The sequence below is a fragment of the Natrinema longum genome, from assembly GCF_017352095.1.
Taxonomy (GTDB): domain Archaea; phylum Halobacteriota; class Halobacteria; order Halobacteriales; family Natrialbaceae; genus Natrinema; species Natrinema longum.
On record NZ_CP071463.1, the window covers coordinates 2,028,786 to 2,040,850 of the forward strand.

14 protein-coding genes are annotated in these 12,065 nt (G+C 63.8%); 9 read left to right on the plus strand and 5 right to left on the minus strand.

Annotated elements, in window-relative coordinates:
• Nucleotides 1-160: 160 nt before the first annotated feature.
• From J0X27_RS09990 to pheA, 3 genes are all read left to right on the plus strand, one after another.
• The gene (locus tag J0X27_RS09990) at nucleotides 161-469 is read left to right on the plus strand and encodes a non-histone chromosomal MC1 family protein (protein WP_097380746.1); all 309 of its coding nucleotides are present in this window, start codon (nucleotides 161-163) and stop codon (nucleotides 467-469) included.
• Between the two features lie 526 nt (nucleotides 470-995).
• Nucleotides 996-2,300, plus strand: coding sequence for an MFS transporter (locus J0X27_RS09995; RefSeq protein ID WP_277410139.1), 1,305 nt, complete (start codon nucleotides 996-998; stop codon nucleotides 2,298-2,300).
• 70 nt (nucleotides 2,301-2,370) lie between these two features.
• The gene (pheA, locus tag J0X27_RS10000) at nucleotides 2,371-3,183 is read left to right on the plus strand and encodes a prephenate dehydratase (RefSeq protein ID WP_207269008.1); all 813 of its coding nucleotides are present in this window, start codon (nucleotides 2,371-2,373) and stop codon (nucleotides 3,181-3,183) included.
• A gap of 101 nt (nucleotides 3,184-3,284) precedes the next feature.
• On the opposite strand, the gene J0X27_RS10005 is transcribed toward pheA, so the two are convergent.
• Entirely contained in the window at nucleotides 3,285-3,443 is a 159-nt protein-coding gene (locus tag J0X27_RS10005) for a hypothetical protein (protein ID WP_207269010.1), read from the minus strand.
• Between the two features lie 398 nt (nucleotides 3,444-3,841).
• On the opposite strand from J0X27_RS10005, the gene J0X27_RS10010 reads away from it, so the two are divergent.
• From J0X27_RS10010 to J0X27_RS10020, 3 genes are all read left to right on the plus strand, one after another.
• Complete coding sequence (locus tag J0X27_RS10010; protein ID WP_207269011.1) at nucleotides 3,842-4,297, plus strand: peroxiredoxin; 456 nt, start codon at nucleotides 3,842-3,844, stop codon at nucleotides 4,295-4,297.
• A gap of 63 nt (nucleotides 4,298-4,360) precedes the next feature.
• A complete protein-coding gene (locus J0X27_RS10015; RefSeq protein WP_207269012.1) occupies nucleotides 4,361-4,780 on the plus strand; it encodes an Hsp20/alpha crystallin family protein in 420 nt (139 codons plus the stop codon).
• A gap of 216 nt (nucleotides 4,781-4,996) precedes the next feature.
• Nucleotides 4,997-5,179, plus strand: a complete 183-nt coding sequence (locus tag J0X27_RS10020) for a hypothetical protein (protein ID WP_207269013.1) — start codon at nucleotides 4,997-4,999, stop codon at nucleotides 5,177-5,179.
• A gap of 250 nt (nucleotides 5,180-5,429) precedes the next feature.
• On the opposite strand, the gene J0X27_RS10025 is transcribed toward J0X27_RS10020, so the two are convergent.
• From J0X27_RS10025 to J0X27_RS10035, 3 genes are all read right to left on the minus strand, one after another.
• Nucleotides 5,430-6,425, minus strand: coding sequence for a linear amide C-N hydrolase (locus tag J0X27_RS10025; protein ID WP_207269014.1), 996 nt, complete (start codon nucleotides 6,423-6,425; stop codon nucleotides 5,430-5,432).
• Between the two features lie 306 nt (nucleotides 6,426-6,731).
• The gene (locus J0X27_RS10030; protein ID WP_207269016.1) at nucleotides 6,732-7,229 is read right to left on the minus strand and encodes a LabA-like NYN domain-containing protein; all 498 of its coding nucleotides are present in this window, start codon (nucleotides 7,227-7,229) and stop codon (nucleotides 6,732-6,734) included.
• A gap of 73 nt (nucleotides 7,230-7,302) precedes the next feature.
• Nucleotides 7,303-8,127, minus strand: a complete 825-nt coding sequence (locus tag J0X27_RS10035) for a M48 family metallopeptidase (RefSeq protein WP_207269018.1) — start codon at nucleotides 8,125-8,127, stop codon at nucleotides 7,303-7,305.
• A 375-nt stretch (nucleotides 8,128-8,502) separates the two neighbouring features.
• Between J0X27_RS10035 and dapA the strand changes: the two genes are divergently transcribed.
• Genes dapA through J0X27_RS10050 form a run of 3 tightly spaced genes read left to right on the plus strand, consistent with a single transcriptional unit; the run spans nucleotide 8,503 to nucleotide 11,020 of the window.
• Nucleotides 8,503-9,423, plus strand: coding sequence for a 4-hydroxy-tetrahydrodipicolinate synthase (gene dapA / locus J0X27_RS10040; RefSeq protein WP_207269019.1), 921 nt, complete (start codon nucleotides 8,503-8,505; stop codon nucleotides 9,421-9,423).
• Entirely contained in the window at nucleotides 9,420-10,187 is a 768-nt protein-coding gene (dapB, locus tag J0X27_RS10045; RefSeq protein WP_207269020.1) for a 4-hydroxy-tetrahydrodipicolinate reductase, read from the plus strand. Before dapA ends, dapB begins: the two co-directional genes overlap by 4 nt.
• Complete coding sequence (locus J0X27_RS10050) at nucleotides 10,184-11,020, plus strand: 2,3,4,5-tetrahydropyridine-2,6-dicarboxylate N-succinyltransferase (protein WP_207269022.1); 837 nt, start codon at nucleotides 10,184-10,186, stop codon at nucleotides 11,018-11,020. Before dapB ends, J0X27_RS10050 begins: the two co-directional genes overlap by 4 nt.
• Nucleotides 11,021-11,388: 368 nt before the next feature.
• Here J0X27_RS10050 and J0X27_RS10055 read toward each other — a convergent pair whose 3' ends face one another.
• Nucleotides 11,389-11,934 carry a cupredoxin domain-containing protein gene (locus tag J0X27_RS10055; RefSeq protein ID WP_224214709.1) on the minus strand — a complete coding sequence of 182 codons (546 nt, stop codon included), beginning with the start codon at nucleotides 11,932-11,934 and terminating at the stop codon, nucleotides 11,389-11,391.
• Between the last annotated feature and the right edge of the window lie 131 nt (nucleotides 11,935-12,065).

Below are 12,065 nucleotides of genomic sequence, written 5' to 3' on the forward strand. Positions count from 1 at the left end.
GCCGATCGCCCGATGATTCCGGGAGGGCGGCGACCACTGACTGTGCGTACTCCGAGAAAACGCCGGTCGCACCACACTTAAAGATACCGGCGCAGTCGGTCGGTTTTCGGGGATATCTTTATGTCGGATCGTGTGCTGGTCTGACACGGAGGCCACGATCATGGTACGTGAAGACGGAAAACGAAACTTTGCACTGCGCGAATCGGGCGGTGACGAGTCGAGCGTCTTCTCGGGCAACACGCCCCGACAGGCGGCGCTCAAGGCGGCCCGACGCCTCGAGCCGGGCTCGAGCGAGGACGATGCCGACCGCGTCGAGCTCCGGTTACGAGAGAAAGGGACGGACAAGGTCCACATCTACGACGGCTGGGCGTGGGAGGAGACGGCTCCCGACGACAAGCCCGACTGGATGCCCGGCGAAATCACGGAGGCGAACGTCTCGAAGAAAGGGATCGAACACCTCGAAGAGTAAGTCGTCCGATCGGTAGATTTCTCCGGCGCGCAGTCACCCGCGAGCGATGGCAGTGCGCCTCCTCGAGGCGTGAGGCGATCCTCTGCCCCGAGTGACCGGCGCTGACTGACAGCGGTCCGGATGAGTCCGTTCGGTCGGAAACACTGTGGCCGGACTCGGTGTCGTGATCGGGTGGTGCTGGGTAGAACCGACCGAATATTTCTATATACTGGGATTCGATTCGATCTCTTGATTTTATACGCGGTATTGGGGTATTTGTACGGAAGATAAAGGCCATAATATTGGGTGTATTTGTGATGATCCTTCCTACTGGTTGGGAGGGTGTTAATAAGTAGGTTTATACGGTAGTCGGCGGATCACTCGAGTGAAATATGTGGGAGAACGTCGAAGTAGAGGCCGATCTAGGGTTTGTAATCGAGTCTATATTCCAAAGTACCAAAACATTCGAATCGAGATTTGCGCAAACAGGTTTAGAAACGTGTTTCTCTATTTTACGGCCGACCGGTGGTGACCAGCCGTGATCGAGATGACCAAGTGGCGGACGCTGGTGCTGGCGACGATCGGGTTCAACTTCTCGTTCCTGATCTGGTTTTCCTTTGCACCCTTCACGGGGCCGATGGCCGACGAGTTCGGTCTCTCGCTGGCGGAGATCGGGATCCTGGCGAGTGCGGCGATCTGGCTCGCGCCGTTCGGCCGGATCCTGACCGGGTGGCTCTCCGATCGCTGGGGTGCGCCGACGGTGTTCGCCATCGTTTTGACCTACGTGGGCGTGTTTTCCATCGCGAGCGCTTTCGCCCAGTCGTATTCCGTCTTCTTCGTCACGCGACTGATCGTCGCGACGGCGGGTATCACCTTCGTCATCGGTATTCAACACGTCTCGGAGTGGTTCGACGAGGAACAACTGGGAACGGCCGAGGGGATCTACGCCGGCGTCGGCAACGCCGGTGCTGCCGGGGGTGCGCTCGTTCTCCCGCGCGTGTTTACCGAGGGCTGGAGCGGCCCGATCTTCGACACGAGTTGGCGAGCAGCCTTCTTCTACACCGGGATCGTCTCGATCCTGCTGGCGATCGTCTACTACACGATCGGTGAAGCCGCCAAGTCCGAGGAGCGCCGACAGGCGACCGCCGAGAGCGCGACGCTCAAACAGTGGCTCCACACTGCCACGCGCTACGGGACGGTCGTGCTCGCACTGGCGTACGTGATGAGCTTCGGCCTCGAGCTCTCGATGAACGGCTGGCTCGCGACCTACTACCGCGAGGGGTTCAACACCGACAACCTCGTCCTCGCGAGTACGTTCGCGGCGACGTTCTCCGTCGCGGCCGGGCTCCTGCGACCGATCGGCGGCTACGTCAGTGACCTGCTGGCCCGCAAAGAGAAGAACGTCTTGCCCGTCTTTACGGGCCAGTACCGTGAACAGTGGACCTTCCTCACGCTGTGTTTCATCGTGCTCGCGATGATCGGGATGAGTCTGGCCGGATCGACCGGCGAGGTCCTGTTGGCCGTCGGGGCTGGCTTCGTCGTCGGGATGAGTTGTGCGTTCGCCGAGGGAGCCATCTTCGCACAGGTGCCGGCCATGTTCCCCGACAGTTCGGGAAGCGTCGCCGGCGTCGTCGGCGGGGTCGGGACGGTCGGCGGAATCGTCTATCCGCTGGTCTACGCCGCCCCGGTGATGCCGACCCTCCATACCGGCTACTCCGCCGTCGCGGCGACGATGGTCCCGATCGTCGTGCTGTGTGCGTGGGTGTTCCAGCCCCACGTCGCCGCTCGCGCGACCGACGACGGCTTCCTCGTCTCGAGCGGGCGCGGGGCCGGCGCGCCGACCGACGACTGATCGGTCTCCATCGACTCGAGCGGTCCGAGACCCGACGGTCTTTTGACTCGTACCCTGCTATCGGAGGGTAATGGCTGCAGTTACCCTCGGACCCGAAGGAACTTACTCCCACAGAGCGGCGGGCGCGATCGCCGACGACGAGGAGATCGATTTCCGGCAGTCGGTGACGGCGATCGTCGACGCCGTCGCCGGCGGCGAGTACGACCGTGGCGTCATCCCGATCGAGAACAGCATCGAGGGCAGCGTCACCGAGAGCCTCGACGCGATCGCCGACTACGACGTCGCCGTCGTCCGGGAGATCGTCACCCCGATCAGACACGCCCTGCTGGCACAGGGGCCGACGTTCGAGACGATCGCCAGCCACTCCCAGGCGCTGGCCCAGTGTCGGTCCTACCTCGACCGCGAGTACCCCGACGCGACCCTCGAGGCCGTCGCGAGCACGGCGCAGGGCGTCGAGTTCGCCCGCGACGATGCCGCCGTCGCGGGGATCGGCCACCCCGCGAACGCGGACGGCGACCTCGAGGTGCTGGCCGAGGACATCCAGGATCAGGACTCGAACGCGACGCGGTTCTTCGCCATCGCACCCGCCGAGGAGCGGTCGAAAGGCGGCGGCAAGACCTCGCTCGTGGTCTATCCGAACGCGAACTACCCCGGCCTGTTGCTCGAGTTGCTCGAGCCCTTCGCGGATCGGGATATCAACCTGACCCGCGTCGAGTCACGCCCGAGCGGCCAGCGACTGGGGGATTACGTCTTCCACATCGACTTCGAGGCCGGGCTCTACGAGTCGCGAACGAACGAGGCGATCGCGGAACTCGAAGACCTCGCCGAGAAGGGGTGGGTTCGGCGGCTGGGCTCGTACGATACCGAGCACGTCGTCGAATAGCGACAGGGAACGAGACGAGTCGTTCTTCGGACCGGATCAGCCGCGAATCGGAAACCGGTAGTGTAGCGTCCGACCGTCGTTCGAGCGTGAATCCGGCGGGCTTATTCGGTCGTCGGACTGCTCTCGGGACGGACCCACTCGCGGAGCCGGTCGGCGTAGGCGACGACGCCCAGCCCCGCCACGAACGAGAGGAACGCCGGAACGAGGATCCACAGGAGGTCGGGATGTTCTGTACCAGTGTGAAGCACGATATCTTCCATACGCGATCATGGGCAAACGCCGGCATAATACGACCGATGTTGGCAGAAATGACCGTGACCTGTGCTGGATCGAAACGTTGCTACGGCGTCGTCCCTGTAACTGTCCACTCGAGGAACTCCGCGGCTGACGACTCCGGCGGCGGAACAGTCCGGGTGCGAGAATCGAACTACGCGTCTCAGCCTGCACAGGCTGAAGGATACCCACTACCCCAACCCGGACACGAGCACACTGCAGGCACGGCTACCACGCCCCTCCTCTAATACGTCCGGAGATTCTTCACGCGCTGTAACTCACGGCGGGATACTTACGGACCGTTCCACCTGTGAGGCGATGCGACGGGGGGCGACCGCCCACAGCGGACCACAAACCGTTTTTCCGCGCTCCCAGTAGCACGAGTATGCCACTCGCCCCAGGCGACGACGCACCGACTGTGACTGCACGGAATCAGGACGGCGAGGACGTAACGCCTGCCTTCGAGGAACCGACGGTCCTCTACTTCTATCCGAAAGACGATACTCCGGGCTGTACGATCGAAGCGAATCAGTTCCAGCACGAGTACGAGACGTACCGAGAGGCCGGCGTCGACGTCTACGGCGTCTCGACCGACGACGTCGACTCCCACCGGTCCTTTTGTGACTCGGCGGGCCTCGAGTTCGATCTGCTCGCAGACCCCACCGCGGAGATCGCCGAGGCCTTCGGCGTCGAACTGCGGGACGGCAAGACGGCGCGGACGACCTTTTTGCTCGTCGACGGCGAGGTCGAGGCCGTCTACGAGGGCGTCGACCCGGACGGTCACGCGCGCGACCTCTTGCTCGACGCGCTCGAGGACGGCGTCGTGACGCTTCCCGACTGACGCTTGGCTTCTGTCGTTGTTCGGCGGGCAGAATTTATCCCCCTCGGGAACCTACAGTCGGATATGCGACGGAATCCGTTCGACAATATCGAGGAGATGCTCGACCGCGTCAGTCGCCAGGTCGAGGAGGGAATGACCGCCGGCGGGCTGCAAGTACCGGGATCCGTGCCGGTCGACGTCGCCGACAGGGACGAGGAGTACGTCGTCATGGCCGACCTGCCCGGCTACGAGACCGACGACATCGACCTGACGCTTTCGAACGGCACGCTACGACTCGAGGCCACCCGGACCGGGGATGCCGAGTACGCCGAGGGTCGATATATCCGCCGTGAACGAACGGAAACGTCGGCGAGTCGGCGGATTCGTCTGCCCGAACCGGTCGACGAGGAGGCGGTGGCCGCCGGCTTCGAGAACGGCGTCCTGACGGTGCGATTGCCGAAAGCCTCGAGCGGCGAGGACTCGAAACGGATCGACATCGAGTAGTTCGCCCGGCGATGGGCCGTCGCTCGAGGGGCGTTCCATCGATACCCTCGAGGCGCGCCCGCTCTCTTTCGGCCTGAGCGACGAGCCGAACGGACGTTCCGTCCCGGCTGAGCAGGCGTCAGCACGGGACCGCTGGCGAAGCGGATACCTCTCATTCAATTGAACGGACGGAGATGGTGAACGTTATAGGAATCGATTCGGTAGTACCGACATCGCATGGATGTCACGCAAATCGGTCTCGGGGTTGCCCTGCTCGCTCTCGGCGCCCTGACCCTCGCCGGCCCGGCCATGTCCGTCTCGGGGCCGTTCGTCTATCTTCTGACCGGTGGGACGCTGCTCGTCACGGGGTACGCGCTGGTGATCGGGCTCTGGCAGCGCCGCCAGCCGGCCGACTTCTGAGTTCACCGCCGCGGTGCTGTCGGGGGAGTCCTTCGGCGAACGAGGGCAGGAGTTCTGGGCCCGTTCCTCTGCGACGGAACGGTGCGCAGTCAACGGGAGTGAGTTCCGGTGGGCCCGCCAGCGCTGTCCCGACTGCAAGATCGGTAGAGGCCGCCGTGACTGCTATCGGAGGCGCTGAAACGATTCACACACTGGTCGGACAGCTGTCGTGCGATCAGGTGTGCAGTGACTTGCAGTAGCTCCGATAGGATCAACTCGAGGGAGCGGGGACGCCGAGGAACTCGAACGGTTCGGTTTCGACGAGTTCGTCGGCGACGTCGCCAGCGAAGACGTTCGTCTGGTTCTCACCGAGCGACAGCGATCGAACGCCGGTATCGGTATGGAAGTCGATTCCGTCGAGGTCCAGCCAGAAGACGTTCGGCGAGAGCGCCGACTCGAAGTAGTAGCGTCGGTCCCGATGATCGGCGACCGTGCGCCAGCGCGTCGAGGAGATGTGCGGTTCGTCCGGCGTCCTGATCCCGTAGGGCACGGAGACGTTGCGGATCGCGCCGAAGACGCTCGCCGTTGCGGTTCGACGGTCCTGGGTCTGTGGGATCGCGTCCACGTAGAAACTCGCACGGGCGAACCGATCGGCCGGGCGATTCGTTCCCGGCAACATGACCGTGCCACCGATCTCCGACCAGTACGCGTCGAGTGCGAGTTGCTGGTCGAACGGCGGGGAGTTCGTCAGCACCTGATACTCCCGATCGTGATAGATCGTTAACTCGCCGTCGACGTACTCGAGGACGGCGCTGTCACCCGTGGCGTCCGAGATGGAGAGATGCAGGGTCGCGAACCGGCCTTCGTCCGGAATTTCGTCGGATACGACGACGAACTCCTCGTTTCGGTGGTTCTCGACCACTTCCGCAACCGTCGCGAAGTTGTCGAGGACGTACTGTGCCCACAGCGAGATCGACAGTCCGGGTGTGTCGCCGTCCCACTCGGGGTAGTCGGATTCGGTGAGCCACAGGACGTTCGCGACCAGCCCCGCCTCGTTCATCCCGTCGGTCGTCGCGATATCGTACGCGGAAGCGATGACACTGCCGTACTCGGCAGTCCACTCCATCGAGGCCGGACCGACTTCGCCCGTTCGCTCCAGTCCGCGTGGGAAGACCCAGATATTGGTCCCGATCTCGCTGTGCCAGTCCATCGACCGACCCGTGAGGACGATCTCTTCGGGGCCGAGATACACCAAGCGCGTGCACATCTATTGTCCGTTTCCCGTCTCCCGTTCGTTGTGCGTTCTCTGCCCGACCATGGGTCCGTCGTACCTCGAGCAGGATCATAAGTTGCGTCCGGTCCGAATTGATATGTCTCGGCTGGGCCGGGATCTCCCCCGTCCGAGACGGGACGCGAGCAGTCCTGCATCGTGCCCCGGATTCCACCGTGTCCGACGGCAACAATTGTGGTCGCGTGGTTTCCGGACAACAGCGGTGTCCAGTTTTCGAGACGCACTTCGGGATCGATCAGCGCGATTTCCCGGACCGTTCGACACCGAGTCCCGGCTCGCACCTTAGAGGAGGAACGTTTCGTGTCGGTCGCCGAGGTCCAAGAACGAATCGGAGGCAGCGATGAGCTCCTCGGCCGTCGACGATTTGAAGGCCATCACCTCCACGCGGACGCCCTCGTGGCGCAGGTGCGAGCAGAGCCGCGAGAAGTCGCCATCGCCCGTACAGAGGACGATCGTATCGACGTGGTTCGCGAGGGTCACCGCGTCGAGGCTCATGCCGACGTCCCAGTCTGCCTTCTTCGTCCCGTCGGCGAACGTCTTGATATCCTTGATCTTCGGCTCGAAGCCGATGTCGACCAGCGCCTCGAAGAAGCTCTCCTCTTCGGGTGACTCCGCGCGGATGACGTAGGCGATCGCGCGCGTGAGCTGGCGGTCCTGAACAGCCTTCTCGAGCAACGCGGAGTAGTCGATATTCCGGCTGTGAATGCTCTGTGCGGTGTGATAGAGGTTCTGGGCGTCGACGAGAACGGCGACGCGCTGACCCGGGTGAATTTCGGTCACGTACTAGCGTGTCGCGGGCGACCGTAAAAAATCGCGGCGTTCGGATCGTCGTCGTTTACCGTGTCAGACGGCGTTAGCTTCGGAGCTTCTCGATGCGCTTTTCGGTCGGCGGATGCGTCGCGAACAGCTGTGCCATGAGGCTCTTGTCGGCGTTGAAGATACACAGCGCGTTCATGTTGTCGTTGACCGTCGACTCGCGGCCCTGGGACCCGCTGGAGATCTTCTCGAGTGCGCGGGCGAGGGGATCGCCGCTCCCGATGTACTGCCGGGCGTCGTCGTCGGCGACGTACTCGCGGTACCGCGAGATCGCGAGGACGAAGACCATCACGAGCATGTTCGCCAGCGAGGAGGCGACCATCGCGAGGATCCAGGTGCCGATGTTCCGCTCGCCACCCATCAGGACCGCGAAGTAGGCCACGTAGCCGACCATCATCCCGATGGATTGGCCGATGACCATCGTGATCACGTCACGGTTCTTGATGTGGGCGATCTCGTGGGCGATGACGCCCTCGAGTTCGTCGCGCTCGAGCAACTGCATGAGTTCTGTCGAGACGCAGACGACGCCGGCACCCTTTCGGCCGACGGCGAAGGCGTTGGGGACGCCCATGTCCATGACCATCAGCGTCGGCTTGTCGACGCCCATGTCACGAGAGAGCGATTCGGTCATCTGGTGGACGTCTCGATACTGGCCCTCCGCTGGCATCTCCTCGGCACCGCGAAGCGCCATCCACTTCCCGAGTTTGTACTGGATCGCAGGGAGGATTACGATGCCGGCGGGGAGAATCAGGAGCGGGCTGACGCCGAACATCAGGGCGAGAACCGTCGCCGCCCCGACGTAGAAGGCAAACAGAATGGTTCCGACGACGACCATCCGTATTTTCAGTCCGAAATCTGTCATAGATACTTGTAGGTAACGAGCCGGGATAAATGACGCGACATCGTATGTCGAATGGTAGCAATCAGTGCGGTCGATTCACACGGACGCCGGTCGGCTCGGTCGAAGACATAACGGATAAGTCAGTTCGGTTCCCTGTATCGGGTATGCGCCACGTCGCTCACCCGTCCGTCGGCTCCGTCGTGAGCGACGTCTGCCCTCGTTTTACCAAACGCAAACGTGTGTGAGTGTGCTCGCGGCGGGCGTGGCACCCCGTCCCGGGTACGGTTCGACCGCACACGACTCTCACCACGTGGCTGACCACTGATCGGCCACCGATCGGAACCGATACACCCTACCGATTGGGGACCAACACACGACCCAACGCATACCAAACACATGACTGCTATCGACCTTTCGGGCGTCTTCCCGGCGATGTGTACGCCCTTCGACGAGGACGAACGAATCGACTTCGAAACACTGCAAGCGGACGCCCAGCGCCTCGAGGCGGCTGGCGTCGACGGGCTCGTCCCCGTCGGCTCGACCGGCGAATCGGCGACCCTGACCCACGACGAACACGTCCAGGTCGTCGAGGCGGTCATCGAGGCCGTCGACGACGTCCCGGTTATCGCCGGCAGTGGTTCGAACAACACCCGCGAGGCGCTCGAACTCTCCGAACGCGCCGCCGACGCGGGCGCGGACGGCCTGTTGCTCATCTCGCCGTACTACAACAAGCCCGAGCAGCGCGGACTGATCGACCACTACCGGACGATCGCGGACGCCGTCGATCTGCCCCAGATCGTCTACAACGTGCCTTCGAGAACGGGTCGAAACATCGAGCCCGACACGGTCGTCGAACTCGCGAGCCACGAGACCATCGCGGGCTACAAGGCCGCCAGCGGTGACCTGGGGCAGATCGGCGAGATCGTCGAGCGAACGACCGACGAGGAGTTCGCCGTCCTCTCGGGCGACGACCCGCTCACGCTGCCGACCGTCTCGGTCGGCGGCACCGGCACGATCAGCGTCGTCGCGAACATCGAGCCCGAGCGAACCTGTGCGATGGTCGGTGCGGCACTCGACGGCGACTACGCCCGCGCCCGCGAGATCCATCACGAACTCGGACCGCTGGTTCGCGAACTCTTCGTCGAAACCAACCCGATCCCGGTCAAAGAGGCCATGCAGATCCGCGGCTACGGCCCCGCTCGGATGCGCTCGCCGCTTTCCCGACTCGCCGAGGAGTACCGCGCGGACCTCGAGGCAGTCCTCGCCGACCTCGAGCGCGACGCGACGGAACTCGCGGATGCGGAGGGTGATCGATGACGACGCGGATCGGCGTCACCGGTGCAACGGGTCGGATGGGCCGAGAAGTGATCGCCGCCGCGACGGGGCGGGCGGACTGCGAGGTCGTCTTCGCGGTCAACCGCGAGCCCGACGGCGAGACCGTCGCAGGTATCGAAATCGAGCCCGCAGCCGAGTTCGACTCGCTGCTCGTCGATCGCGAGCCGACCGTCGTGATCGACTTTACCGGGCCGGAGTCGGCCGCCGACTACGCGCTGGCCTGTGCCGACGCCGGCGTCGCGTTCGTCACCGGCACCACCGGCTTCGACGACGACGAGTTCGAAGCCCTCCAGGACGCCAGCGAGGATATCGCCGCTCTCCACGCGCCCAACTTCGCCCGCGGCGTGCAGGCGCTGGTCAACGTCGTCGGCGAGGCGGTCCGGAACCTGCAGGGCTACGACGTGGAGCTCGTCGAGACCCACCACAACGCCAAACGCGACGCCCCGAGTGGCACCGCAAACCGGCTACTCGAGGAGATCGAGGCGAACGGGGAGTTCACCGAGCGCACGCACGGCCGCGAGGGCGAGGCTCCCCGCGAGTCGGGCGAGATCGGCGTCCACGCGCTGCGGGCGGGCGACGTTACCGGTGAACACGAGATCGTCCTCGCGGGGAACCACGAGGAAGTTCGTCTCACGCACCGCGCCGAGGATCGCGGCGTGTTCGCCGCTGGCGCGGTCGATGCGGCGGTCTGGATCGCTGGACAGAAGGCAGGCTGGTACGACTTCGCGGACGTGATCAGCGAATGAGCGCACTCGAAACCGAAATCGACGAGCTGTGGGAGCGCAAGCGAAACGACGAGATCAGCGCCGACACCGCGGGTGAGGACGCGTACGCGACCCTCGAGGCCTTCCTCGACGCCCTCGAGTCCGGCGAGGTCCGCGCCGCCGAGAAACGGGGCGGCGAGTGGGAGGCAAACGAGTGGGTCAAGCAGGGCATCCTGCTCAACTTCGGCCTCCGTGCGACCGAGCCCCGCGAGTACGGCGGCGTCACGTACAACGACGTCCTGCCGCTGGCGGACTCGAGCGACTACGGCACTCGCGGGAGCCGCAACACGCCCGACGGCACGGTCGTCCGCCGCGGCGCGAACATCGGCTCCGATTGCATCCTGATGAGCCCCGCCTTCGTCAACATCGGCGCTCGCATCGGCGACGGCACGCTCGTCGACTCCTGTGATACGGTCGGCTCCTGTGCCCAGATCGGCGACAACGTCAAACTCGGCGCGAACACCCTCATCGGCGGCGTGCTCGAGCCCGTCGAGGACGCGCCGGTCATCGTCGAGGACGACGTCTCGCTGGGCGCGGGCTGTCGCGTCACCAGCGGGTTCGTCGTCGGCGAGAACAGCGTCGTCGGCGAGAACACGCTCCTGACGCCCCGTATCCCGGTCTACGACCTCGTCGAAGAGGAGGTCCTCTATGGGGAACTGCCCGCCGACCGCCGCGCCTTCACCCGCTTCGTCGAGTCCTCGATCAGCGATCACGACCTCTTCGAGGGCGGCGCGTACAAGCCCGCCGTCGTCGCCACGGATCTGGAGACGGAGACGCTCGAGGCGACCGAACGCGAGGACGCGCTGCGCGAGTAGACGTTTCCAGCCGAAAGCGGCGTGTAGCGATCGAACGCCCGGATGCCGATTTTACTCGGGATGTGAGAACGCCACCGGATTACAACCGGTGCTGGGGAACCGACCATGTCCTTGTAAGTACCAGAGCCATAGCTGGTAACGACGTACGCCCTCTGCCGGGGCACACTGGGAAACCGCCATCATCATCTCTCGTGTCACTACAGCCTGCCCCGGCCCTCTCGACAGTGACGAGTATAGTAGCGTAGCGCTTACCAGCACCTCGGTAGCAAATCTGCCGCCAAGAGTAACGAACGCCACCCTCATAGAAGCGAGTTCTTCTGCTACAACTTCACCCCGACAACTGCCGCGATCTGTCGATGTAGCCGTTGTTAGCCGGTTTGGTTTCCGGTCTCGTTTCCGGTCTCGTTTCCGGTCTCGTTTCCAGTCGTGTTCCCGCCAGTGGTGTCGCCGGCATCGCCGTCACTTCCGACTTGAATGTCGCCGATCATCGTCGTCGGGTGGATTTCGCAGATGTACGTGACCATCTCGCTGCTGGCCTCGAACTCGAGCCACTGGTCTTCGGGTTCGGTGACGACCTCCGTCTGAAGATCGTCGATGACCTCGTCGTTTTCGTCGCGGATTTCGATGTTGTGCTGGGCACCATCGCCGGTCGTCCAGCCGATCTCGTAGGTTTCACCCTCTTGAAGGATGAGCGTCGGGTTCTCCGCGTCCGCGATCGAGTCGGGTGCGATGCCGAGCCAGCCGGCCGTCTGCCCGTCGAACTCGATCTGCGTGCCGGGATCGATCTCCACGCCGCCACCGTCAGTGCCACCGTTCCCACCGTTGCCGCCGTTCCCACCGTTGCCGCCATTACCGCCGCCACCGCAGCCGGCGACGAACGCTGTCGATGTCGCGACACCTGTTAGCTCGAGTATTCGCCGTCGGGAGACGCGCTCATCCTGTGTCATCGAACTAACTAAGGTTCTCACAGGGATAGTCCGACGCCCGTATAATGCATGGAAGCCAAATCCGATCGGATCGTTTCATATCCGGACTGATCGTATTC

Excerpts from the sequence above, each read along its gene's own strand:
- J0X27_RS10035 (WP_207269018.1), bottom strand. The coding sequence starts at position 8,127 with ATGACAGATTTCGGACTGAAAATACGGATGGTCGTCGTCGGAACCATT.
- J0X27_RS10015 (WP_207269012.1), top strand. The coding sequence starts at position 4,361 with ATGCGACGGAATCCGTTCGACAATATCGAGGAGATGCTCGACCGCGTC.
- dapB (WP_207269020.1), top strand. The coding sequence starts at position 9,420 with ATGACGACGCGGATCGGCGTCACCGGTGCAACGGGTCGGATGGGCCGA.
- dapA (WP_207269019.1), top strand. The coding sequence starts at position 8,503 with ATGACTGCTATCGACCTTTCGGGCGTCTTCCCGGCGATGTGTACGCCC.
- J0X27_RS10010 (WP_207269011.1), top strand. The coding sequence starts at position 3,842 with ATGCCACTCGCCCCAGGCGACGACGCACCGACTGTGACTGCACGGAAT.
- J0X27_RS09995 (WP_277410139.1), top strand. The coding sequence starts at position 996 with ATGACCAAGTGGCGGACGCTGGTGCTGGCGACGATCGGGTTCAACTTC.
- J0X27_RS09990 (WP_097380746.1), top strand. The coding sequence starts at position 161 with ATGGTACGTGAAGACGGAAAACGAAACTTTGCACTGCGCGAATCGGGC.
- J0X27_RS10020 (WP_207269013.1), top strand. The coding sequence starts at position 4,997 with ATGGATGTCACGCAAATCGGTCTCGGGGTTGCCCTGCTCGCTCTCGGC.
- J0X27_RS10005 (WP_207269010.1), bottom strand. The coding sequence starts at position 3,443 with ATGGAAGATATCGTGCTTCACACTGGTACAGAACATCCCGACCTCCTG.
- pheA (WP_207269008.1), top strand. The coding sequence starts at position 2,371 with ATGGCTGCAGTTACCCTCGGACCCGAAGGAACTTACTCCCACAGAGCG.
- J0X27_RS10025 (WP_207269014.1), bottom strand. The coding sequence starts at position 6,425 with ATGTGCACGCGCTTGGTGTATCTCGGCCCCGAAGAGATCGTCCTCACG.
- J0X27_RS10050 (WP_207269022.1), top strand. The coding sequence starts at position 10,184 with ATGAGCGCACTCGAAACCGAAATCGACGAGCTGTGGGAGCGCAAGCGA.